Annotated in this window: 23 protein-coding genes; 5 read left to right on the forward strand and 18 right to left on the reverse strand. The window is 67.5% G+C overall.

Translation table 11 applies throughout. The features are described from left to right. Positions 1-50 precede the first annotated feature (50 nt). The 7 genes from AB9K35_RS13335 to AB9K35_RS13365 form a co-directional block, all read right to left on the reverse strand. Positions 51-1,397, reverse strand: a complete 1,347-nt coding sequence (locus tag AB9K35_RS13335; RefSeq protein ID WP_369926757.1) for an adenylosuccinate lyase family protein — start codon at positions 1,395-1,397, stop codon at positions 51-53. Next, the gene (locus tag AB9K35_RS13340; protein ID WP_369926759.1) at positions 1,397-2,107 is read right to left on the reverse strand and encodes an alpha/beta fold hydrolase; all 711 of its coding nucleotides are present in this window, start codon (positions 2,105-2,107) and stop codon (positions 1,397-1,399) included. Before AB9K35_RS13340 ends, AB9K35_RS13335 begins: the two co-directional genes overlap by 1 nt. After that, positions 2,100-2,891 carry a 3-oxoadipate enol-lactonase gene (gene pcaD / locus AB9K35_RS13345; RefSeq protein WP_369926761.1) on the reverse strand — a complete coding sequence of 264 codons (792 nt, stop codon included), beginning with the start codon at positions 2,889-2,891 and terminating at the stop codon, positions 2,100-2,102. The genes AB9K35_RS13340 and pcaD overlap by 8 nt, the downstream gene beginning before the upstream one ends. A 90-nt stretch (positions 2,892-2,981) precedes the next feature. Then, entirely contained in the window at positions 2,982-4,181 is a 1,200-nt protein-coding gene (locus AB9K35_RS13350; protein WP_369926763.1) for an endonuclease/exonuclease/phosphatase family protein, read from the reverse strand. 56 nt (positions 4,182-4,237) lie between these two features. After that, on the reverse strand, positions 4,238-5,215 hold the full coding sequence (locus AB9K35_RS13355; RefSeq protein WP_369926765.1) for a threonine/serine dehydratase: 978 nt from the start codon (positions 5,213-5,215) through the stop codon (positions 4,238-4,240). After that, on the reverse strand, positions 5,212-6,045 hold the full coding sequence (locus AB9K35_RS13360) for an alpha/beta fold hydrolase (protein ID WP_369926767.1): 834 nt from the start codon (positions 6,043-6,045) through the stop codon (positions 5,212-5,214). Before AB9K35_RS13360 ends, AB9K35_RS13355 begins: the two co-directional genes overlap by 4 nt. A 5-nt stretch (positions 6,046-6,050) precedes the next feature. Continuing rightward, on the reverse strand, positions 6,051-6,737 hold the full coding sequence (locus tag AB9K35_RS13365; RefSeq protein WP_369926769.1) for a haloacid dehalogenase type II: 687 nt from the start codon (positions 6,735-6,737) through the stop codon (positions 6,051-6,053). A 160-nt stretch (positions 6,738-6,897) separates the two neighbouring features. Between AB9K35_RS13365 and AB9K35_RS13370 the strand changes: the two genes are divergently transcribed. Further along, complete coding sequence (locus tag AB9K35_RS13370) at positions 6,898-7,326, forward strand: peptidylprolyl isomerase (protein ID WP_222454940.1); 429 nt, start codon at positions 6,898-6,900, stop codon at positions 7,324-7,326. 158 nt (positions 7,327-7,484) lie between these two features. Here AB9K35_RS13370 and AB9K35_RS13375 read toward each other — a convergent pair whose 3' ends face one another. The 5 genes from AB9K35_RS13375 to fabA all read right to left on the reverse strand — a co-directional run bounded on the left by AB9K35_RS13375 (position 7,485) and on the right by fabA (position 11,459). Further along, positions 7,485-8,102, reverse strand: coding sequence for a TetR/AcrR family transcriptional regulator (locus AB9K35_RS13375; protein ID WP_369926771.1), 618 nt, complete (start codon positions 8,100-8,102; stop codon positions 7,485-7,487). Continuing rightward, the gene (locus AB9K35_RS13380; protein WP_369926773.1) at positions 8,099-8,731 is read right to left on the reverse strand and encodes an HD domain-containing protein; all 633 of its coding nucleotides are present in this window, start codon (positions 8,729-8,731) and stop codon (positions 8,099-8,101) included. Before AB9K35_RS13380 ends, AB9K35_RS13375 begins: the two co-directional genes overlap by 4 nt. A 145-nt stretch (positions 8,732-8,876) precedes the next feature. Continuing rightward, positions 8,877-9,668, reverse strand: a complete 792-nt coding sequence (locus tag AB9K35_RS13385; protein WP_222454943.1) for an enoyl-ACP reductase — start codon at positions 9,666-9,668, stop codon at positions 8,877-8,879. Between the two features lie 6 nt (positions 9,669-9,674). Further along, positions 9,675-10,904, reverse strand: coding sequence for a beta-ketoacyl-ACP synthase I (gene fabB / locus AB9K35_RS13390; RefSeq protein WP_369926776.1), 1,230 nt, complete (start codon positions 10,902-10,904; stop codon positions 9,675-9,677). Positions 10,905-10,949: 45 nt separating this feature from the next. After that, positions 10,950-11,459: a bifunctional 3-hydroxydecanoyl-ACP dehydratase/trans-2-decenoyl-ACP isomerase gene (fabA, locus tag AB9K35_RS13395; protein ID WP_222454945.1), complete on the reverse strand. Its 510-nt coding sequence runs from the start codon at positions 11,457-11,459 to the stop codon at positions 10,950-10,952. Between the two features lie 216 nt (positions 11,460-11,675). On the opposite strand from fabA, the gene irrA reads away from it, so the two are divergent. Further along, complete coding sequence (gene irrA / locus AB9K35_RS13400; RefSeq protein WP_222454946.1) at positions 11,676-12,092, forward strand: iron response transcriptional regulator IrrA; 417 nt, start codon at positions 11,676-11,678, stop codon at positions 12,090-12,092. Here irrA and AB9K35_RS13405 read toward each other — a convergent pair. Next, complete coding sequence (locus tag AB9K35_RS13405) at positions 12,057-12,989, reverse strand: LysR family transcriptional regulator (RefSeq protein ID WP_369926779.1); 933 nt, start codon at positions 12,987-12,989, stop codon at positions 12,057-12,059. The two genes, irrA and AB9K35_RS13405, sit on opposite strands and share 36 nt — an antisense overlap. A gap of 99 nt (positions 12,990-13,088) precedes the next feature. On the opposite strand from AB9K35_RS13405, the gene AB9K35_RS13410 reads away from it, so the two are divergent. Next, positions 13,089-13,886, forward strand: a complete 798-nt coding sequence (locus AB9K35_RS13410; RefSeq protein ID WP_369926781.1) for a phytanoyl-CoA dioxygenase family protein — start codon at positions 13,089-13,091, stop codon at positions 13,884-13,886. An 80-nt stretch (positions 13,887-13,966) separates the two neighbouring features. On the opposite strand, the gene AB9K35_RS13415 is transcribed toward AB9K35_RS13410, so the two are convergent. Genes AB9K35_RS13415 through AB9K35_RS13435 form a run of 5 tightly spaced genes read right to left on the reverse strand, consistent with a single transcriptional unit; the run spans position 13,967 to position 17,605 of the window. Beyond that, positions 13,967-14,797: an energy transducer TonB gene (locus AB9K35_RS13415; RefSeq protein ID WP_369926783.1), complete on the reverse strand. Its 831-nt coding sequence runs from the start codon at positions 14,795-14,797 to the stop codon at positions 13,967-13,969. After that, the gene (locus AB9K35_RS13420; RefSeq protein ID WP_369926785.1) at positions 14,794-15,177 is read right to left on the reverse strand and encodes an ExbD/TolR family protein; all 384 of its coding nucleotides are present in this window, start codon (positions 15,175-15,177) and stop codon (positions 14,794-14,796) included. Before AB9K35_RS13420 ends, AB9K35_RS13415 begins: the two co-directional genes overlap by 4 nt. 10 nt (positions 15,178-15,187) lie before the next feature. Further along, positions 15,188-15,565, reverse strand: a complete 378-nt coding sequence (locus AB9K35_RS13425) for a biopolymer transporter ExbD (RefSeq protein WP_222454951.1) — start codon at positions 15,563-15,565, stop codon at positions 15,188-15,190. A gap of 4 nt (positions 15,566-15,569) precedes the next feature. Continuing rightward, on the reverse strand, positions 15,570-16,556 hold the full coding sequence (locus tag AB9K35_RS13430) for a MotA/TolQ/ExbB proton channel family protein (RefSeq protein WP_369926787.1): 987 nt from the start codon (positions 16,554-16,556) through the stop codon (positions 15,570-15,572). Then, complete coding sequence (locus AB9K35_RS13435) at positions 16,553-17,605, reverse strand: siderophore-interacting protein (RefSeq protein WP_369926789.1); 1,053 nt, start codon at positions 17,603-17,605, stop codon at positions 16,553-16,555. The genes AB9K35_RS13430 and AB9K35_RS13435 overlap by 4 nt, the downstream gene beginning before the upstream one ends. A gap of 303 nt (positions 17,606-17,908) precedes the next feature. Between AB9K35_RS13435 and rimO the strand changes: the two genes are divergently transcribed. After that, complete coding sequence (gene rimO, locus AB9K35_RS13440; RefSeq protein ID WP_222454954.1) at positions 17,909-19,327, forward strand: 30S ribosomal protein S12 methylthiotransferase RimO; 1,419 nt, start codon at positions 17,909-17,911, stop codon at positions 19,325-19,327. A 127-nt stretch (positions 19,328-19,454) separates the two neighbouring features. Next, positions 19,455-19,907: a MarR family winged helix-turn-helix transcriptional regulator gene (locus AB9K35_RS13445; protein ID WP_369926792.1), complete on the forward strand. Its 453-nt coding sequence runs from the start codon at positions 19,455-19,457 to the stop codon at positions 19,905-19,907. The last annotated feature ends 26 nt before the right edge of the window (positions 19,908-19,933 follow it).

The following is a 19,933-nucleotide window of genomic DNA, read 5'->3' on the forward strand; positions in this document are numbered from 1 at the left end:
CGGAAAGTGCCGCGGCTGCCGCTTTTTCGCAGCGGCACCGCGGCACGTGGCTATTTTTTGCCCTCTTCGGCCAGCGCAGCCGCCTGCGCGGCGAACCGCTGCGCTTCGGCCGGGGCCTGGCCCAGCTGACGGGCCGGATCAAACAGCCGCGCTATGTCCAACGCGGGATAGTCGCGCGCCGCCAGTTGCCGCAGCGGCGTTGCGCTGTTCTGCGCCTCGCGGCACAGCGCTTTCACGGCGGCCTGCGCGTCCGGGCGCGGCATCTGCTCGGCCAGGGCAAAGCTCAGCGCCTCGGCGTGGATCATGTCCAGCCCGCCGGAAACTGCGGCCTGCATGGCATCGGCATTGGGGCTGAGACCCGCGCAGAGCGCCTTGCCCGTCGCCGCGGCGCTGGCGGCCCCCAGAACGATCTGCGGCAGGCACATCCATTCGGTGAACCAGGCCGCGCCGTCGCGCTGATGCTGCTGCAGGGCCGCGCCTTGCAGCACCGCCATCAGGCCGCTGCCCTGCCGCGTCAGTGCCACCAGTGCCGAGGGCACCACCGGGTTTTGCTTCTGCGGCATGGTCGAGGACGCGCCGGCCCCGCCCAGGGTGATCTCGCCGATGCCGCTTTGGACCAGCGCGGTGCAATCCTCGCCGATCTTGCCGAAGGCCAGCGTGACCCGCATCAGCCAGTCGGCAATGCGCAGCACCGGGGTGCGGTCGGTGTGCCAGCTGCGGCCGGGATCGGCCAGCGCCAGCCCGCGCGCCACCGCCGCGCGCAACTCAGCCGGTTGCGCCCCCAGCGCCGAGGCGGTGCCCGCCGCCCCCGACAGGGACACCAGCAGGCAGGTTTTGCGCAGTTCCGGCAGCTCTGCCAGCAGGTTGGCCAGCGGCGTGCCCCAGCTCGCCGCCACCGCGCCAAAGCTGGTGGGGGTGGCATGCTGCCCGTAGGTGCGCGCCGCCATCGGCAGCGCGGCGTGGTCCCCGGCCAGCTGGCCAAGCGCGGCAACGGCGCTGCGCACATCAGCCTCGACCAGCGCCAGCGCCTGGCGCAGCCGCAGCATCAGCGCAGTGTCCATGATGTCCTGCGAGGTGGCGCCCCAATGCACGTATTGTGCGTGCTCGGGGGCTTTCATCTCCTCGCGGAAGGCAGCGACCAGGCCCGGCACCGGCACGCCGTTCTGGCCCGTGGGCCGCTTCAGCACGCCCGGATCCACCGCGATCTCGACCACCGCGCGGCCGATCGCGGCGGCGCTTTCCTGCGGGATCACCCCGGCCTCGCCCTGCGCCTTGGCCAGCGCGCCTTCGACCAGCAGCATCGCCCGTACCTCGGCGCTGTCGGAAAACAGCCGCCCCGCCTCGCCGCAATTGAAAAGCCCGCCGTAAAGCTGGCTGTCGAATACCGAGCCTGCCATCAGAACGCCTCCGCGATACGTGTCATCAGATCCGCCAGCCCCGCCGGGTCGGCAAAGAAGGGCGAGTGCGAGGCCGCCATGTCGAACACCCGGTCCGCGGGCAAGGCAGAGGCCATCTGCGCCTGATACTCCGGCGGGATCACCCGGTCTTCGGAGCAGCGGATATAGGCTTTGGCCACGCTGTCAAACCGCGCCCCCAGATGGACAGGCGTGTCCTGCGGCGGGATCGGCTGCGCACAGAGATTGTCGAGCGCTAAGCGCACCGTCTCCGGCGGGCAGTCGTGATAGAACAGTTCGGGCGCATGCTCGGCCACGAAGCTATAGGCGCTGCCCTCCGCGTTCTTCTCGGTGGCCCCGCCGAGCGTCTGGCGCGGCCCGGCCTGGCGCATGCCGATCAGCGACAGCCCGCTGACGGGGATATAGCTGCACAGGTAGATCAGCCCGCGCATCCGCTCCGGCGCTGCCTCGGCAGCGGCAGAGATCGGAACACCGGCCCAGGAATGGCCCAGCACGATGCGGTCGGGGGCGCAGGCGGCCAGCACGGCATCGGTGGTTTCCGCCAGCGTGACCGTGGCCGGGTCGCGCCCGTCGCCGTGGCCGGGCAGGGTGATGGTATGGGCAGTATGGCCGCGGGCCTCCAGCGCCGGGATCAGGTCGCGCCAGCACCACGCGCCGTGGCAGGAGCCGTGAACAAGCAGAAAATCAGCCAATGTGTCCGGTCTCCTTCAGAAAGGCGCTCAGCCGGTCGGCGTATTCGTCCGGCTGTTCAACGCAAGGGATATGGCCCGCGCGGCGGATCAGGTGGAATTGGCTGCCGGGGATCAGATCCACGGTCTCGCGCACCAGATCGGCGGGGGTCGAGCCGTCCTCGGAGCCCGCGATGCCCAGGCAGGGCAGGCGCAAGCCGCTGGTGGGCGTGTAGAAATCGGTGCCCGCAATGGCGGCGCAGCAGCCGGCGTAGCCCTCACGCGATTGCTGCACCAGCATGTTGCGCCACAGCTGCAGGTCGGGCTTGGCGCGGAAATCGCGCGCGAACCAGCGTTCCATCACGCTGTCGGCCAGGGCCTCGATGCCCTGTTCCCGCACTGCCGCGATGCGCTGCTGCCACATTTCGGGCGTGCCGATCTTGGCGGCGGTATTGGACAGCACCAGCGCGCGCACCATGTCCAGTCGCTTGACCGCCAGCCCCTGGCCGATCATGCCGCCGACGGACAGGCCGACGAACAGCGCATCGCGCACCTCCAGCTGGTCGAGCAGGCGCTCGGCATCGCGCACCAGCGCGCCCATGGAATAGGGGCCGGACGGGCAGGAGGACAGGCCATGGCCGCGCTTGTCGTAGCGGATGATGCGCAGCCCCCGCGGCAGGCGGGCAACGACGGCGTCCCAGACGCGCAGGTCGGTGCCGAGGGAGTTTGCAAATACGATGGGCGCGCCGTCCGGGTCGCCGTCAATGCGGTAGTGAAGCTGGACATCGCCCAGGTCTGCAATCTGCATGCTGTGCCTCATGTTCGAGTTTGCCGCACTCTATCCGCGGCGGCAGGGCAAGGTAAAGCAACCGGGCCCGGTGTCTGCCATAACGACGGTTCAGCCGTGCAGCGCCATATGGGCCATGATCTGCCCGTGGTCCGAGGCCAGCTTGTTATAGGGCGCCTCGGGGTGGCTGCCATCGGTCAGGTGGTCGTTCAGCACGCTGTAATACTGCATCTCCCCGATCGCGCCGGGCCAGCTGGGGTCGAAATGGCGCGACATGTAGATCTGGTCGATGCTCTCATGCACGCCGCCAAAGGCGGTGGTGTAGACCACGTCGCGCAGGGATTTGCGCAGGAACATTTTCTCGGCCGAGCGCAGCCGCACCCGGTCGATGTCCTCGCGGATCTGGGCGTCCTCCGCTTCGCTGTAGCGGTCGCCGCCGTGGCGGGCGTCATGGCGCAGCATCCAGGCATAGTTGCGGAACGGCACCTCCCCCGAGATGATCTCGCTGCTGACCGCATGTTCGCCATCGTTGAAATCGCCCAGCACCATCACCGGGCGGCCCTGCTCCAGCTCGTCCAGCACGGCGCGGCGCAGCACCCAGGCCTCGCCCATGCGGCGCAGCGCGGCGCGCAGCGACCCCAGCGCGCGCCCGGCCGCGTCATAGGCTGTCAGCACGGTTTCGGGCGGATAGGCCGCGCCCTGCGGGGTGATGTATTCGCCCAGCTTCGATTTCAGGTGGCAGTTGAACACGCTGATGACCTGCCCGCCGACCGGCACCCGCACCTTCAGGATCGGGCGCGACAGGCGGCGCAGGGTGTAATAGCCAGCCTCTTCGTCGTCGCCGCCGAGGCTGGCCATGGGGATGTCGAGCGGCTGCTCCAGTTCCTGGATCACCTCCGGCGCGCCGTCAAAGCCGAACCGTGACAGGATCGCCAGGCCGGGGCGGCGGTGGCCCGGCTCGCCGTTGCCGTTGATGTTGGGCGCAAAGGCCAGCGCGGCGCTGCCATAGCTCTCATAGGCCAGCTTGCGGAAAATCGCCTTGCGGTGATAGCGCTTGGAGGGGGCGGGGATGCTGGCGGCATTGGCCTCGGCGCCGCGGCGGTCGGTCTCGGCGATCACCTCGCGCAGCGGCTCTTCCTCGAAGATCTCCTGAAAGCCGACGATGTCGGCATTCAGCGTCAGCAGCTGGTCCGCCAGCCAGTCGGCTTTCCACGCGTATTCCTCCGGCGTGTAGCTTTGGAAGCGGTAATACTCGCGCTCCGGCCCGATCAGGTTCTTCACGTTGAACGAGGCAATGGTGAAACGCGTCATGTCAGCCCCCCCTTGGTCCCTTGGCCGCTGTCGCCGGGTGTCGCGGCGGTCAGATGTCAACCATAGCGCGTCAGCGCCTCGCGAAACAGCTCGGGATCGACATTGCCGCCGGTGACCACCGCGACTACCGAATCGCCGTCGATCGCATCGCCATGGAACAGCGCCGCCGCAAGGGAGGCCGCGCCGCCCGGCTCCAGCACGATCTTCAACCGCAGGAAGGCCAGCGCCATGGCCTGCATCGCCTGATCCTCGCTGATGACCAGGCCCGCGCCGCAATGCGCCTGCATGATCGGAAAGGTGATCTCGCCGGGTGCGGGCGTCAGGATCGCGTCGCAGATCGACCCCGACGGCGCCGGGTTGCTGCGGATCTCTCCCGCCGCCAGAGAGCGGGCGACGTCGTCGAACCCCTCCGGCTCCACCGGCCGCACCCGAAGCCCCGGCGCACGTGCCGCCAGCGCCAGCGCCACGCCGGACGACAGCCCGCCACCCCCGCAGTTTATCAGCACGTCGCCCTCGGTCACGCCTTCGGCGGTGGCCTGTGCGGCGATTTCCAGCCCGCAGGTGCCCTGGCCGGCGATCACCTCCGGCTCGTCGTAGGGTTTGATCAGCGTCAGCCCGCGGGCCTCGGCATGGCTCGCGCCGACCGCCTCGCGGCTTTCGCCGCCCGTCCGGTCATACAAAACCACCTCAGCCCCCAGCGCGCGGGTGTTGTCGATCTTCAGCTTGGGCGCATCGGCGGGCATCACGATCACCGCGGGTGCGCCATGGGCGCGGGCCGCCGCGGCCACGCCCTGCGCATGATTGCCGCTGGAATAGGCGATCACCCCGCGCGCCAGTGCTTCGCGGGGCAGGGCCGAAACCGCCGCCCAGCCGCCGCGGAACTTGAAGGAGCCGGTGTGCTGCAGGCACTCCGCCTTGACCAGCACGCGGCGACCGGCGATCTCGTCCAGAAAGGGCGAGGACAGCAGCGGTGTCACCCGCGCATGGCCCTGCAGCCGTTCGGCGGCGGCTTCGATCATGGCGATTGAGGTCATTGGGCTTGCTCCAGCACGGAATGGATCAGGGCGAGCGCCTCTGGCTCGTCGAGGAAGGGCACATGGCCGCGGTTGGCGAGCTCCACCGCCTGCAGGTCGGGCAGGCGGCGCTGCATCTCCAAGTATGTCGCATGGCTGAGGATGTCGGAATGCGCGCCGCGGATCACGCCGCAGGGCAGGCCCTCCAGCGCCAGGAACAGCGGCCACAGATCCGGGGCGGGCCCGGCCTCGGCCTGCGCCAGAAGCGCGTCGCGCAGGCGCGGATCGTACCGCAGCTGCAGCCCGTTGGGACCTGCGTCATAGAAGGTCTCGACCTCTTCGCGCCAGCGCGCCTGCGACACATCGGGAAAGGCCGGGGCCATCACCGCTTCCAGTGCAGCGGCCGCCTGTGCGTGGGTCTTGGCCGCGGGGCGGAAACCGACGTAGTCCATGATCCGCCCGATGCCGTCCGCCGGGATCTCCGGTCCGATGTCGTTCAGCACCACCGCCAGCAGCCGCGCGTGCGCGGTGGCGGCCAGGGTCATCGCCACCAGCCCCCCGCGCGAGGTGCCAAGGACCGCAGCCTGCGCCAGGCCCAGGTGGTCCAGAAGCTCCACCGCGTCCTGGGATTCGCGCAGGACATTGTAGGTCATGAAATCCGCAGCATGGTCTGAGCGGCCGCGCCCGCGCGCATCCAGCGTGATCATCCGGTAGCGCCCGGCATCGGGGGAGAAATAGCGGAAATCGCGGCTGTCGCGGGTCAGCCCGGCTAGGCACAGCAAGGGCAGCCCGCTGCCGCCCGTGTCGGTGTAATAGAGCGTCAGCCCGTCCGAGGTCTCGAAAAACGGCATCGCGCTCAGCCCCGCGCCAGATCGGGGATCGTGGTCAGGTCGCTCAGCTCATGCGCCGGTTTCCACGGCATCCGGTCGACCGGCTCACCGGCACGGTTCACCCAGGCGGTGACAAAGCCATAACCGGAGGCTCCTGCCGCATCCCAGCCGTTGGAGGAGACGAACAGCACCTCCTCCCGCGCGCAGCCGAAGCGTTTCCCGACCAGGTCATAGACGCGGGCGTCGGGTTTGAAGATGCCGACGCTTTCGACCGACAGCACGTCATCCAGCACCTCTGCCAGCCCCGCCGACTGCACCGCCCCGTCCAGCATCGCGGGCGAGCCGTTGGACAGGATCGCGGTGTTCAGCCCGGCGTCCTTCAGCGCGCGCAGCATGGCGGGCACCTCGGGGTAGGCCTGCAACTGCCAGTAAAGATCCAGCAGCCGCAGGCGCAGGGCGGCGTCGCCGTCCAGGCCGGTGGCCTCCAGCGCCCAGTCGAGCCCGTCCTGCGTCACCTCCCAGAAATCGGTATGGGCATCGGTGATCGCCCGCAGCCAGGTGTATTGCAGCTGCTTCAGCCGCCAGTGCTGCGCCAGTTCGGCCCAGCGGTCCTGCAGCCGGGAAAACTCCGGTTCTGCCGCGGCCTGACGGGCGGCGGCGCTGACGTCGAACAGGGTTCCGTAGGCGTCAAAGATGCAGGTTGTGATCGGCATGAAATCCTCCGCTATGGTTGCCAGCCGGTGGCTCGCGGCGACAGTGGCACGAAGCGTGCAACAGGGCAAAGCGGATAATTGTACCGGATACGGGTTTACATCAGGGCCTCAGCCTTTAGGCTGCGCGGCTTTGACACCCTATACCTGGACAGGAGATCCCATGACCGAGGTCAAGAACGGCGACACAGTGCGCATCCATTACACCGGCAAGCTGACGGACGGCACCGTCTTTGACAGCTCCGAAGGGCGCGACCCGCTGGAGTTCACCGTTGGCAGCGGTCAGGTGATCGCGGGCATGGACGCCGGTCTGACCGGCATGTCCGTGGGCGAAAAGAAGACGCTGGAAATCGCCTGCGCCGACGGCTACGGGCCGGTCAACCCCGACGCGCGCCAGGAAATCCCGCGTGAAGGCATCCCGGCGGATATCCCGCTGGACCTGGGCACCCAGCTGCAGATGCAAAGCCCCGAGGGCCACGTGCTGCCGGTGACCGTGGTCGATGTGACCGAAGAGACGGTGACGCTGGACGCGAACCATTTCCTGGCCGGCAAGGACCTGGTGTTCGAAGTCGAACTGGTCTCGGTGAACTGAACCCTGACGCACGGCGGAGGGCGGGGCGCTCCCGCCCATTGCGGTGCAATCCCGGGGGATTGCCTCCTCATCGGTTGGGCCCGGCGCCGCCTGCGGCGGCGGGTCTTTTTCTGCCCCCGCATTGACCGAAACCCCAGGGGGGGGGCGGATTGCCGATATCAGGTGTGCGCGGCCGTCGCCCGGGGCTGTGCCACCAGGGCAGCGATGCCCTCAGCCGCCGTTGCGGCAAAGCGCATCAGGCTTTCCCGCTCGTTCCCGGCGCGTGCCCGGATGCCCAGCGAGTGCAGGGTTGCCGCTGCCAGAGCGGATGCGGCCTCCAGCGACGGCGGATCAGCCTGCGGTGCGCATCGGGCCAGCAGGCGGTGGAAGAAGCCGTCATTCGAAGCAATCTGTTGAAACAGGCGGGCGCGGATTTCGGGATGCGTCGGGGCCTCTGCCGTGGCGGTGGTGAAGACCAGGCAGCCGCGGCCTCCGTCCCTATCCAGATAGATGTCCAGCGCCGTCTCGAACAGCTGTGTGAGTGCCGTATGCGCAGATGATGCGCCGCCGGTCACCACCTCCAGCTGCTGCCGTATGCCCGCGGCAAAGTCCTCCATCGCGCCCAGGAACATCTGTTCCTTGCTGCCGAAGGCGGCGTAGAGGCTGGGCCGCACCAACCCGGTCGCCCGCGCCAGATCATCCAGCGAGGTCGCTGCATAGCCCTTGGTGCGGAAGCAGTCGACGATCGCCGAGCGCACCTCCGCCTCGACGAACTTGCGCGGACGACCGCGGCTCATTCCGGGAAATCCGCTTCGTGCAGCATGTCGCAGAAGTGCGGCACCGCGAAACCCGGCACGTTGCGCTGGGCAATATCAGCGCCAAAATTGTGCAGCGCGGTCATCGGCTTGCGGGTATAGACCCGGCTCAGTGCATCTTCCATGGCCCGTTTGAACCCCAGCCGCGGATAGGCGTCAAGCACCTGCTCCATCACCTCGGGCGTGACCTGGCTGTGCGGCAGCACGCCCACGTCCATGGCGGCGCCGATCTGCACCAGGGCGGCCTCGGGCGATTTTTTCTGCGGGATCGAGAAGGTGGTATGCAGGGCTATCGCGTCCCAGACACGGTCGATGCGGGACTGTTCGACGTTCTGGCGCGCAAGGAAGGCCGCCGCGGCCTCGGCACCGTCGATCTCGAAGCGGTCGTCGCCCTGGTAGGTCTCTGTCAGTCCGAGGTCATGCAGCATGGCGGCCACATAAAACAGCTCCGGGTCGTATTGCATCTGCGATTGCCGCGCTGCCAGCGCGCCAAAGGCATAGGTGCGGCAGACGTGGTTGTAGAGAAACGTCCGACTTGCCATGCGCGCCATCTCGGCGGCGGCGGTGCAAAGCGCGGTATCGGGAATGCAAATGTGGTCGCTGAGGCCCATGTCAAAATCCTGCTGAGGTGGCTTGCGGTCACTTATATGCGATTCGGTATATAAATAAAAGCAACCCTGGGCCGGGGCAGTGGCGGGCAAAAGAAAAGGCGCCCCGAAGGGCGCCTTGTCAGAATTGGCTCTGGAAAACCGTGCTTTACAGGTGGTCCTGTTGCGGCATCCCCAGCACGTGGAAACCGCCGTCCACGCGGATGATCTCACCGGTGGTGTAGGCGCCCGCATCCGAGGCCAGGTAGACCGCGGTGCCGCCCACCGCCTCCAGCGTCGCGTTGGAGCGCAGCGGTGCGTTCTGCTCGGTGTGCTTGTAGGTCTTGCGCGCGCCGCCGATGGCCGCACCCGCCAGCGTTTTCATCGGGCCGGGGGAGATCGCGTTCACCCGGATGCCGTCGGGGCCGAGGTCGTTGGCCAGATAGCGGGTGGCGCTTTCCAGCGCGGCCTTGGCAACGCCCATGACGTTGTAGTTCGGGGTGACCCGGTTGGAGCCGCCATAGGTTAGCGTCAGCAGGGTGCCGCCGTTTTCCTGCATCATCGGATAGGCGCGCCGCGCCACTTCGATGAAGGAATAGGCGGAGATATCCATCGAGTTCTTGAAGTTGGCCCGGCTGGTGTTGATGAACCGGCCGGTCAGCTCGGTCTTGTCGGAATAGGCGATGGCGTGGACCAGAAAGTCGATCGTCGGCCAGCGGGCGCTCAGCTGGTCGAACGCCACATCAAGAGAGGCATCGTCGGTCACGTCCACATCGACCATGAAATCGGACCCGACGCTGGCGGCCAGTGGCTCCAGACGCTTGCCAAAGGCCTCGCCCTGGTAGGTAAACGCCAGTTCGGCGCCGGCATCGGCCATCGCCTTGGCAATGCCCCAGGCGATGGAACGCTCGTTGGCCACACCCATGATCAGGCCGCGTTTGCCGCTCAGCTGTCCAGCCATTTTCTGTTATCCTTTGTACTTGCTCAGGACCATGGAGCCATTGGTGCCGCCAAAGCCGAAGCTGTTGGTCATCACCGAATCCAGACCGGCGTTTTCCACCAGATCGGTGGCGATCTCGCCCGGCAGGATGCCATCGGCGAGGGTGTCGACATTGATCGACGGGGTGATGAAATCCTTGTCCAGCATCAGCAGGCAGAAGATCGCCTCCAGCGCGCCGGCCGCCCCCTGCGCGTGGCCGGTCATCGACTTGGTCGAGGAGATCGGCGGCACCTTGCCTTCGCCAAAGACGCGGCGGGCGGCTTCGACCTCACCCACGTCGCCCACCGGCGTCGAGGTGCCATGCGCGTTGATGTAATCCACCTTGCGGCCTTCGGGCAGGGTTTGCAGCGCCAGGCGCATCGCGCGCTCGCCGCCTTCGCCCGAGGGGGCCACCATGTCATGCCCGTCGGAAGTCGCGGCAAAGCCGGTCACCTCGGCGTAGATCTTGGCGCCGCGCGCCAGCGCGTGGTCCAGATCTTCCAGCACCACGATGCCGCCGCCGCCGGAGATCACGAAACCGTCGCGGTCCTGGTCGAAGGCGCGGGAGGCCTTCTCCGGCGTGTCGTTGTATTTCGAGGACATCGCGCCCATGGCGTCGAACAGGCAGGACAGGGTCCAGTCCAGCTCCTCGCCGCCGCCGGCGAACATCACGTCCTGCTTGCCCATCATGATCTGCTCGGCGGCGTTGCCGATGCAGTGCAGCGAGGTCGAGCAGGCCGAAGTGATCGAGTAGTTGATGCCCTTGATCTTGAAGGCGGTCGCAAGGTTCGCCGAGATCGTGGAGGACATGCACTTGGGCACCGCGAAGGGGCCGATGCGCTTGGTGGCGCCGGATTTCAGCACTGTCTGATGTGCCGTGAACATGGCCGAGGTCGACGGCCCGCCGGAGCCTGCAACCAGGCCGGTGCGCTCGTTCACGACCTGGGATTCGTCCAGGCCGGCATCGGCAATCGCCTGTTGCATGGCGATATGGGCATAGGCGGCCCCTGCGCCCATGAAGCGCAGGGTGCGCTTGTCCACATGCTCGGCCACGTCGATCTTCAGCGTGCCCGCCACCTGGCTGCGAAAGCCATGCTCCGCCATTTCGGGGCTGGCAACGATGCCGGATTTGCCCGCTTTCAGCGAGGCGGTGACTTCTTCGGCATTGTTCCCGATGGAGGAGACGATCCCCAATCCGGTGACGACGACGCGGCGCATTAGCGTACTCCTGTTTCTGTGCGGTTGGTCTCGTGCGAAAGCGGCTCAGCTTTCGGACAGGGCCACCTTCATGTCCTTGACCTGATAGATCACTTCACCATCCGCTTCGACGATGCCATCGGCAACGCCCATGGTCAGGCGGCGGGTCTGCACGGCCTTGGTGAAGTTGATGCGATAGGTCAGCATCTTGCGGTCCGGGCGTACCATTCCGGTCAGCTTGACCTCACCCACACCCAGCGCATAGCCGCGGCCCTTCCAGCCGCGCCAGCCCAGGTTGAAACCGGTCAGCTGCCACAGCCCGTCAAGGCCCAGGCAGCCCGGCATGATCGGATTGCCGGGGAAGTGGCAGTCAAAGAACCACAGGTCCGGGGTGATGTCGAATTCGGCGACCACGTGGCCCTTGCCGTGCTCGCCGCCGTCACCGGAAATCTCGGTGATACGGTCCATCATCAGCATCGGCGGGGCCGGCAGCTGGGCGTTGCCCGGCCCGAACAGCTCTCCCCGTGCGCATTTCAGCAAATCTTCCTTGTCAAAACTGCTGGGGTAATCGGCCATTCGGATCTGTCTCCCGCCATTTGGGTCTGGTATTTATATCTGGCCCCCTGTAGCACCCGGCCTCAGGGTCCTGCAAGAGGACGCTGGGTCACTTCCTGCGCTCAATCTGCCACAGACGGGCGGGAAAACGACGCGGAACTGCAAATGAATTTCATTTGAAATACCCCCGAAGGTGCACCTATATATACGGTCAGCAACGCGATGCAGGAACTGCTCATGACGCCAAACAGCGAAGAAGTGGCCACACGCTGGCTGACCAATGCCGGTCTGCGCCCGACCCGGCAGCGGGTGGCGCTGGCCGAATTGCTGGTGGGGGACGGCAAGCACCGCCACATCACCGCCGAGAGCCTGTTTGAAAGCGCCCGCAAGAAGGGCGCGGCAGTGTCTCTGGCCACCGTCTACAATACCCTGCGCGCCTTCTGCGATGCCGGGGTGCTGCAGGAAATCCCGCTGGACGGTTCCAAAAGCTACTTTGACACCAATACCCACGACCACCCGCATTTCTTCTGGGAGGACGAAGGTCGCGTCAGCGACGCGCCCGCCCAGGACCTCGTGATCAAGAAACTGCCGGAAGCGCCCGAGGGGATGGAGATCGCCTCAGTCGACGTGGTGATCCGGCTGCGCAAGGTCTGAGCGGTCGCGGCGCAGAACGCGCAGAAGCACCGCATGCGCCCGGGCGGAGGCCGAGGTTTCGGGCTGTGACGCATGGCTGGCCAGAATCACCGGCTCCTGTGCCTGCTGATCGCGGATCGGCACCGCATGAAGCGGTTTTCCGTCATAGCTGATGTTGCCCGGCGGCAGGCTGTAGCTGATGCCGACCCCTTCGCCATTCGCGGTCAGGCTGCGCAGCAGCTCCAGTGAGCCCGCCCGATGCGCGATGCGCGGCACCAGCCCCTGCGCCCGGAACAGCCCCAGCATATGCTGCACCGACAGCCCCTCCTGTGACAGCACCAGCGGCTGATCTGCCAGCTCCGCCAGCGTCAGGCTCTGGCGCTGTGCCAGCGGATGCTGCGGCGGCACCAGCACATGCGGCGCCAGCCGGTCCAGCTCGCTGCGGCTGAAACTGGCGTCCAGCCCCAGGTCATAGGTGATCGCCAGATCCGCCTCGCCTGCACTCAGCGCCGCGATCAGCGGCTGGAAGGCGCAGCTGTGGTGGCGGATCTCCACTTCCGGCAGCGCCTGGCGCAGCGCCTTCAGCGCCGGGGCCAGCAGAAACGGCGCCAAATCCGCAAAACACAGCAGCGTCAGCCGCTGCGGGGCCGAGGTGGCGGCGCCGGGATCCTCCAGCTGCGCGGCCTGCTCCAGCAGCTGCTCGGCGCGATCGGCAAACTGCCGCCCCTGCGGCGTCAGCGCCAGCGCCGCGCCGCGGCGGCGGAGGAACAGCTGATGGCCCAGGTGCGCCTCGATCCGGGCCAGCGCCGCCGACAGCGCGGGCTGGCTCACGTGCAGCGCCTCGGCGGCCGCGGACAGGCTGCCATGCCGGGCGACCGCGCAGACATATTCGTAGTGGCGCAGGGTAAGGTATAACATGGACCGAAAGGTACCTTAGGAAGATATGATTTGAAACTATGCCAGTCCGCGCGGCAGATAAAGGCATCACGAACAGCGATACCAACAGCGGAGACAGCCATGGTCCACCCCCTCATCACCCCGGAACACGTCCAACGCTACCAGCGCGACGGTGTCGTGCTGATCCGCGGGTTGTTCGCCGAACAGGTTGAGCTTCTGCGCGCCGGCGTGGCTGCCAACATGGACGATCCCGGCCCCTATGCCTCGAACAACGAAAAGGCGGGGCAGACCGGCCGTTTCTTTGACGACTACTGCAACTGGACCCGGATCCCGCAGTTCCAGCAGGCGATCGAGCAGTCCCCGGTGGCCGAGGTCGCAGCCGACCTGATGCAATCGTCAACGGTGCAGATGTTCCACGACCACGTGCTGGTCAAGGAACCGGGCACCTCGATGGCAACCCCCTGGCATCAGGACGGGCCCTATTACTTCGTCGAGGGCCAGCAGACGGTCAGTTTCTGGTCCCCGCTGGACCCGGTCAAAGAGGCCACCCTGCGCTGCGTCGCGGGCTCCCACAAATGGGAAAAAGAGGTGCTGCCGACCCGCTGGGTGTCCGAGGCGGACTTCTTCCCGGACGAGGGCCAGTACATGGCGGTGCCGGACCCGGATGCCGAGGGCATGACGGTGCTGGAATACGAAATGCAGCCGGGCGATGCGGTGGCCTTCAACTACCGCACCCTGCACGGCTCGCGCGGCAACACCAGCACCAGCCGCCGCCGGGCGTTCTCACTGCGGCTGGTGGGCGATGATGCGCGCTACGTCGAGCGCCCGGGCCCGACCTCGCCGCCGTTTCCCGGCCACGACATGCAGCCCGGCCAGCGCCTGCGCGAGGATTGGTTCCCGGTTCTCTTGCAGCGGTAATTACCCTGACCGCGAAGGGGAGGGGGCGTCGCCGCCCCCTCTCGGCCCCTTCGGTGTGGATGGCAGCGACGCGCCGGGCCTCACCTGACAAACTGGATCGGCAGGGTAAAGCTCATCTGTGTCAGGCGCAGCTTCTTTGGGGCCGCAGGGAAGCGTCCGGCACTTCGCACGGCCGCCAGTGCCGCCTGGTCCAGCGTCGCATTGCCCGAGGAGCGGACGATGCGGCTGTTCAGCAGCTGGCCGTTGCGGGCCACGGTGAGGTCCACCAGCACCGTGCCGGCCCCCTTGCCGCGCGGCGTGCGACGCGCCACGCGGGCACGGATCTTGGCACCCCAGACATGTTGCAGCTTGGTCTGGCGTCCCGCGTCCGCCGTGGCCGCCTGCGCCCCGCCCGCCTGTCCGGCATGGGCCCCGCCGCCTGAGCCGGCAGACTTTTGCTCGGCCCGCCCGGCGGAGGTCTGCGCGGCCGGTTGGCCCTTTGGCTGCGGCCTGGGCACAGGTTTGGGGCGCGGTTGCGGCTTTGGTTCGGGTTTGGGCTCGGGCTTGGGTGGCGGCGGAGGCGGGGGCGGCGCGGTGTCCGCCTGCGGTGCCTCCGCCCGTTGCGGCTCGCTCAGGGCGATGAGCGCTGCGGCGCGCGGCGTCCGGGCCAGGTCGAATTGCGGCAGTGCGGGCGATTGCGGCTGCTGCAGCGGCTCGGCCATCTCGGTTTCGAGCGTCGCTTGGGTCTCGGGCGGGCGTTCCCAGGCGTCCACCATTTTGGCAATCGTTTCCGGCGCCGCCTGGATCGAGACCATGGCCTCGCCACCTGAGCCGCTGGAGGCGGCACCGCTGTCGGGGGCGCTGCTGAACAGCGTGATGTGAATCACCCCCGCGATGGCGGCAAAGATGATGGGTTCGACAATTCGTTTCATGGCTGACGCACCACCAGTTCCGCGTGGCTCAGGCCCGCTTCCGCCAGCTGTCGCAGGATTCGGGCAAGGGCGCTGGCTTCCAGCTGCGCATCGGCGCGCAGTTGCACCTTCGGGGCGTCGGCGCTGGCGGCGGCCAGCGCGGCCAGCGCCGCGTCGCCCTCGTGCCCGCCATAGTGCAGCCTGCCGTCGGCGCGGATGAACAGCACCGGCTCGGCCTCAGGCTCGCTTTCCAGTGCCGCATCGGGCGGGGTGACCTCGAATGGTTCCGGCTCGGCCAGTCGCGAGGTCATCAGGAAGAAGATCAGCAGCAGGAAGACCACGTTGATCATCGGCACGATGCTTTCGCCGCGCGGTCGGCGGGGTGGGTCGCTCAGGTCCATCGGCGCCTCCTCATTCCACCAGGACGAAATTGGTCAACCCTGCCTGCCGCAGCAGGGTGGTGACATCGGTGATCCGCTGCAGGTTGGCCCCGTCGCGGCCGCGCAGGATCAGCATGTCGGCAGGCGATGTCATCAGCGGTGCCAGCGCCTGGGTCAGGTTCTTGTCCGCAACCGGCACGCCGTTCACATCCAGGTTGTTCGCGCCAATGCCGATCAGCCGGGGCGGCCCGTCGTAGGAGCCGCCCTGGCCCGCCAGCGGCAACTGTAGCACCGCGTCCGAGCCGAAGCGTGAAGCCAGCATGAAGAACACGAGGAGCAGAAAGACCACGTCGATCATCGGCGTCAGGCTGGGCTTGCGCCGCCGCCGCGGGGCTTGGGTGAACTGCATGGGATCACTCGGCCGCCAGCTGCAGGTGCTGCGGTTCCCGGGCGACGAAGATGCGTGTGGCACTGTCCTCGATGTCCTGGCGGATGCGGGCGATCACCGCCTCGAACCAGGTCAGCGCAGCGGAGGCGGGAATCGCCACCGCCATGCCCGCAGCGGTGGTCAGCAGCGCTTCCCAGATGCCGCCGGCCAGCAGCGCCGGGTCCGCCTTGGAACCCGCCGCCTGCAGCGCCTGAAAGGCGGCGATCATGCCCAGAACCGTGCCGAGAAGACCCAGCAGCGGCGCGATGGTGGCGATCAGCTCCAGCGCGCCAAGGCCGGTGCTGGCGCTGGCCAGATGCAGCTTGGCAACCCGCGCGGTTTCCTCGCGGGCGCGGTCTTCGGGCAGGGTCGCGCTGGCCGTCAGCGCGGCGGCGACAACGCGCGAGCGGATGCCGATGCGGCCCTTGACGATGGCCAGCGCAGCCTCGGCGTCGCCGCGTTCAAAGGCGGCCACGGCCTTGCCCGCCTTGCCGCGCGACCAGGCACCGATCAGCGCCAGCCGCCAGATCTTCCACAGGATCAGTGCCAGCGTGATCACCGACAAAGCCGCGATCGCCCAGATCGAGGGGCCGCCGTCTCGCAGGAACTTCAGCGCTTTGGCGGTGGCATCGCTGGCCATTTCCGTCAGCTCGTCCTGCCGCGTCACCGGCGCGGGCGCCTCGGCGCTGGCTGGCGAAGCCTGCTGCGGGGGCGCTTCCCTGACCGGTGCGGCCTCTTCCGCCTCTGTGGGCGCGGCGGCCTCTGCCACGTCCTGCGCCGGTTGGGTCGGGATCAGCGGCGTCGTAGCCGCGTCTTCGCCGGGAAGCAGCGGTTCGGCCCCCGGTGCTTCGAGTGCGATGAAAGGGACCGGCGGTGCAGCCGGTGCGCCCTGAGGATCCTGTGCCTCCTGCGCCAGTACCGCCGGGACGCTCATCACAAGGGCGGCGAGGGCTGCGGAAATACGAAGGGTCATGGCTTGCTCCAATAAGCTGCGATGTAGTGGGTGGCGGGGTCGGCCTGGGCGTCTTTGACCGCCGTCCGCACCGGTTGTGTTTGGGATTTTTCGGCGGCGAACCACAGGAAGTGGTCGCGGTGTTCCGGCCATGCCGCCAGCGCCAGCTCGGTCAATGCATTGCCCTGGCGCCGGTCCAGCCAGCGCAGGGTGATGCCTGCGGGTGGGGTGAGCGGATAGCCGCAGTCCGCGCCGCCATCGGCCAGCAGCACCGCCGCGCCGCTGGCGTCCGCAGGCAGGCTGTCCAGAATGCGCGCGATGGCGGGCAGGGCGGTTTCATCCCCGTACAGCAGTATCTTGCGCGCATCAGGGATGCCGCCGCCGCCGGGTCCGGCAATGGCCAGCCGGTCACCCGGCCGGGCGCGGTTGGCCCATTCCGTCGCGCGGCCCCCCTCATGCACGAAGATGTCGAACGCCATCTCGCCGCTCTGGTGGCAGATTTTGCGGGTGGTATAGACCGGCCGGTGCAGCGCCATCTCTCCCTTGGGCCAGATGGTGGCGCCGTTCTCACCCAGCCGCGGCCACTCCGGCGTTTCGCAGTCAGAAGGCGGCAGCAGCAGGCGAAAGTGGATGGCATCGTCCCGAAATCCGGAGAGGTCGTCGCCCTTGATTGTCACCCGCAGAAAGCTGCGCCCCAGCGGCGTGACCGACTGCACGGTGGTGAAATGCACGTTCGGCGGCACCGCGCCCGCGGCCTCGCCGCCCTGCCAACGCAGGGTCTCGGCCGCCTGCGGCTGCAGCCCGCGCAGCTGTTCGACAAAACTGTCCTGCAGCATCTGCAGCCGGTCGGGCAGGGCCGCGTGCAGCCGCACCTCGCAGCCCTCCGCGCGCGCTTCGGCCTGTAGGCGGCCGAAATCGCGCACCTCGACAAGGATCCGCTGCGCGCTGTCTTCCAGTATCTCCAGCTCGTACACCTGCGCCTGCTGCCGCATCGTCCCGGCCAGGGCGGCAAAATCCAGCCCTGCCAGCGTTGTGCGGGTCTCCAGTGTGAACGTCGGGCTGATTGTCATTCCGGGCCTTCCCTGCTGCCAGCAAAGCCGCAGGAGCCAAGCGGCGCGGCGCAGCCGGGGCCGGGTCATCCTGTCAGCTGTTCGATTGTGCGTGGCTGGGCGCGGCGGCGGGACATGCGGGCCGGGGCCGTAGCTGGAAACGCGCCATGCGGCGCATCGCTGCGCCTAAAATAACCGAGTTCTTTTGTCAAGAAACTTGTCGCCAGAGGCCACCGCGCTGTTGCCCCCCTGCATGGCTGCCATGCCACCGCGGCAGCAATTCTTTCGTTCCCAAAGCCCGCGTCGCGCGCTATATGCGCGCGCATGACCAGTGACGCGCCCAGCAACCCGCCCAGCCTCCGCCCCGACCTTGCGCCGCAGCCGCAGTTCCGCGAGGCGCCCCGTGACGGCCAGCCGACCCTCGGCATGGTCTCGCTTGGCTGCCCCAAGGCACTGGTGGACAGCGAGCGCATCCTGACCCGCCTGCGCGCCGAGGGCTATGGCATCTCGCCCGATTACGCGGGCGCCGACGCGGTGATCGTCAACACCTGCGGTTTCCTGGATTCGGCCAAGGCCGAAAGCCTCGAGGCGATCGGCGAGGCGCTGAAGGAAAACGGCAAGGTGATCGTCACCGGCTGTCTCGGCGCCGAGCCGGATTATATCCGTGAACATCACCCGCGCATCCACGCCGTCACCGGCCCGCACCAGTATGAGCAGGTGCTGGACGCGGTGCATTCCGCGGTGCCGCCCAGCCCGAACCCCTATGTGGATCTGTTGCCTGCGGCGGGGGTGAAGCTGACCCCGCGCCACTTCAGCTATCTGAAGATTTCCGAGGGCTGCAATCACAAGTGCAAGTTCTGCATCATCCCCGACATGCGCGGCAAGCTGGCCTCGCGCCCGGTGCACGCCGTGCTGCGCGAAGCGGAGAAGCTGGTCGAGGCCGGCGTGCGCGAGCTCCTGGTGATTTCGCAGGATACCTCCGCCTACGGTCTGGACCGCAAGTATTCATCCCACCCGTGGAAGGGTGAGGAGGTGCGCAGCCATATCCAGGACCTCAGCCGCGAGCTGGGCAAGCTGGCCCCTGCCGAGGACCTCTGGGTGCGGCTGCACTATGTCTACCCGTATCCGCATGTGCGTGAGCTGATCCCGCTGATGGCGGATCCGGACAATGCGCTGCTGCCCTATCTGGATATCCCCTTCCAGCACGCCCACCCGGACGTTTTGCGCCGCATGGCACGGCCCGCGGCGGCGGCCAAAACGCTGGACGAGATCCGCAACTGGCGCGAGACCTGCCCGGACATCACCCTGCGCTCGACCTTCATCGTCGGCTACCCCGGCGAGACCGAGGCGGAGTTCCAGCATCTCTTGGACTGGATGGACGAGGCGCAGCTGGACCGGGTCGGCTGCTTCAAATACGAAAACGTCGACGGCGCGCGCTCCAATGACCTGCCGGACCACGTCCCGGAAGAGGTGAAGCAGGAGCGCTGGGAACGCTTCATGGAGAAGGCGCAGGCCATCTCCGAGGCCAAGCTGGCGGCCAAGGTCGGCCAGACGTGCCAGGTGATCGTCGATGATATCGACGAGGATGGCATCGCCACCTGCCGCACCAAGGCCGACGCGCCGGAGATCGATGGGAACCTGTTCATCGATGAGAACACCGAGGGGCTGCAGGTCGGCGATCTGGTCACCGTCACCGTGGACGAGGCTGGCGAATACGACCTCTGGGGTGCCCGCGCCGAGTGAGGCGCAGACCTAACCGACTGATTTTATTGAACCGGCCCGCTCAGTGCGGGCCGGTTTTTTCGTCGGACGGTGCCCTTGCAGAAACCACTGGCTTTTCGCGGCGATATAGTTGACACTGTCAATTACTATGACAGATGACCGTTTTCAGCTTCACAACTCCCTGGGCTATCAGATCACCATGCTGGCGCGGGTGATCGAACGCCGGTTCGAACAGGGCATTGCCGACTACGGGCTGACCCGCCCGATGTGGTGCGTGCTGCTGGCGGCCGGGCAGGAGGGGCTGCACAGCCCGTCCGAGATCGCCGATTTCATCGGGATCGACCGCACCGCCACCTCGCGCACCCTGCGCAAGATGGAGGAGCGCGGCTTCATCACCCGCGGCAGCGGCGATGGGGACGGGCGCTCGATCCATGTCACCCTGCGCGAGCGTGGCCAGCAGGCATTGGAGGCGGTGCTGCCGATGGCGCAGGAGAACGCCGCGCATTTCGAGGCCAAGCTGACCGAACAGGAGCTGGCGCAGCTGCGCGCCGCCGCCGCCAAGCTGCTGCGGGACGAGCCGCGCATCGTACCGAAACTCTGACCCGCTCCCCGCCAGCGAACGAACCG

The organism is Leisingera sp. XS_AS12, assembly GCF_041224635.1.
In the GTDB taxonomy this organism is placed as follows: domain Bacteria; phylum Pseudomonadota; class Alphaproteobacteria; order Rhodobacterales; family Rhodobacteraceae; genus Leisingera.

Coding starts and splice junctions, on each gene's coding strand:
- AB9K35_RS13335 (WP_369926757.1), bottom strand. CDS start 1,397: ATGGCAGGCTCGGTATTCGACAGCCAGCTTTACGGCGGGCTTTTCAAT.
- pcaD (WP_369926761.1), bottom strand. CDS start 2,891: ATGCAGATTGCAGACCTGGGCGATGTCCAGCTTCACTACCGCATTGAC.
- AB9K35_RS13350 (WP_369926763.1), bottom strand. CDS start 4,181: ATGACGCGTTTCACCATTGCCTCGTTCAACGTGAAGAACCTGATCGGG.
- AB9K35_RS13355 (WP_369926765.1), bottom strand. CDS start 5,215: ATGACCTCAATCGCCATGATCGAAGCCGCCGCCGAACGGCTGCAGGGC.
- AB9K35_RS13360 (WP_369926767.1), bottom strand. CDS start 6,045: ATGCCGTTTTTCGAGACCTCGGACGGGCTGACGCTCTATTACACCGAC.
- AB9K35_RS13365 (WP_369926769.1), bottom strand. CDS start 6,737: ATGCCGATCACAACCTGCATCTTTGACGCCTACGGAACCCTGTTCGAC.
- AB9K35_RS13370 (WP_222454940.1), top strand. CDS start 6,898: ATGACCGAGGTCAAGAACGGCGACACAGTGCGCATCCATTACACCGGC.
- AB9K35_RS13375 (WP_369926771.1), bottom strand. CDS start 8,102: ATGAGCCGCGGTCGTCCGCGCAAGTTCGTCGAGGCGGAGGTGCGCTCG.
- AB9K35_RS13380 (WP_369926773.1), bottom strand. CDS start 8,731: ATGGGCCTCAGCGACCACATTTGCATTCCCGATACCGCGCTTTGCACC.
- AB9K35_RS13385 (WP_222454943.1), bottom strand. CDS start 9,668: ATGGCTGGACAGCTGAGCGGCAAACGCGGCCTGATCATGGGTGTGGCC.
- fabB (WP_369926776.1), bottom strand. CDS start 10,904: ATGCGCCGCGTCGTCGTCACCGGATTGGGGATCGTCTCCTCCATCGGG.
- fabA (WP_222454945.1), bottom strand. CDS start 11,459: ATGGCCGATTACCCCAGCAGTTTTGACAAGGAAGATTTGCTGAAATGC.
- irrA (WP_222454946.1), top strand. CDS start 11,676: ATGACGCCAAACAGCGAAGAAGTGGCCACACGCTGGCTGACCAATGCC.
- AB9K35_RS13405 (WP_369926779.1), bottom strand. CDS start 12,989: ATGTTATACCTTACCCTGCGCCACTACGAATATGTCTGCGCGGTCGCC.
- AB9K35_RS13410 (WP_369926781.1), top strand. CDS start 13,089: ATGGTCCACCCCCTCATCACCCCGGAACACGTCCAACGCTACCAGCGC.
- AB9K35_RS13415 (WP_369926783.1), bottom strand. CDS start 14,797: ATGAAACGAATTGTCGAACCCATCATCTTTGCCGCCATCGCGGGGGTG.
- AB9K35_RS13420 (WP_369926785.1), bottom strand. CDS start 15,177: ATGGACCTGAGCGACCCACCCCGCCGACCGCGCGGCGAAAGCATCGTG.
- AB9K35_RS13425 (WP_222454951.1), bottom strand. CDS start 15,565: ATGCAGTTCACCCAAGCCCCGCGGCGGCGGCGCAAGCCCAGCCTGACG.
- AB9K35_RS13430 (WP_369926787.1), bottom strand. CDS start 16,556: ATGACCCTTCGTATTTCCGCAGCCCTCGCCGCCCTTGTGATGAGCGTC.
- AB9K35_RS13435 (WP_369926789.1), bottom strand. CDS start 17,605: ATGACAATCAGCCCGACGTTCACACTGGAGACCCGCACAACGCTGGCA.
- rimO (WP_222454954.1), top strand. CDS start 17,909: ATGACCAGTGACGCGCCCAGCAACCCGCCCAGCCTCCGCCCCGACCTT.
- AB9K35_RS13445 (WP_369926792.1), top strand. CDS start 19,455: ATGACAGATGACCGTTTTCAGCTTCACAACTCCCTGGGCTATCAGATC.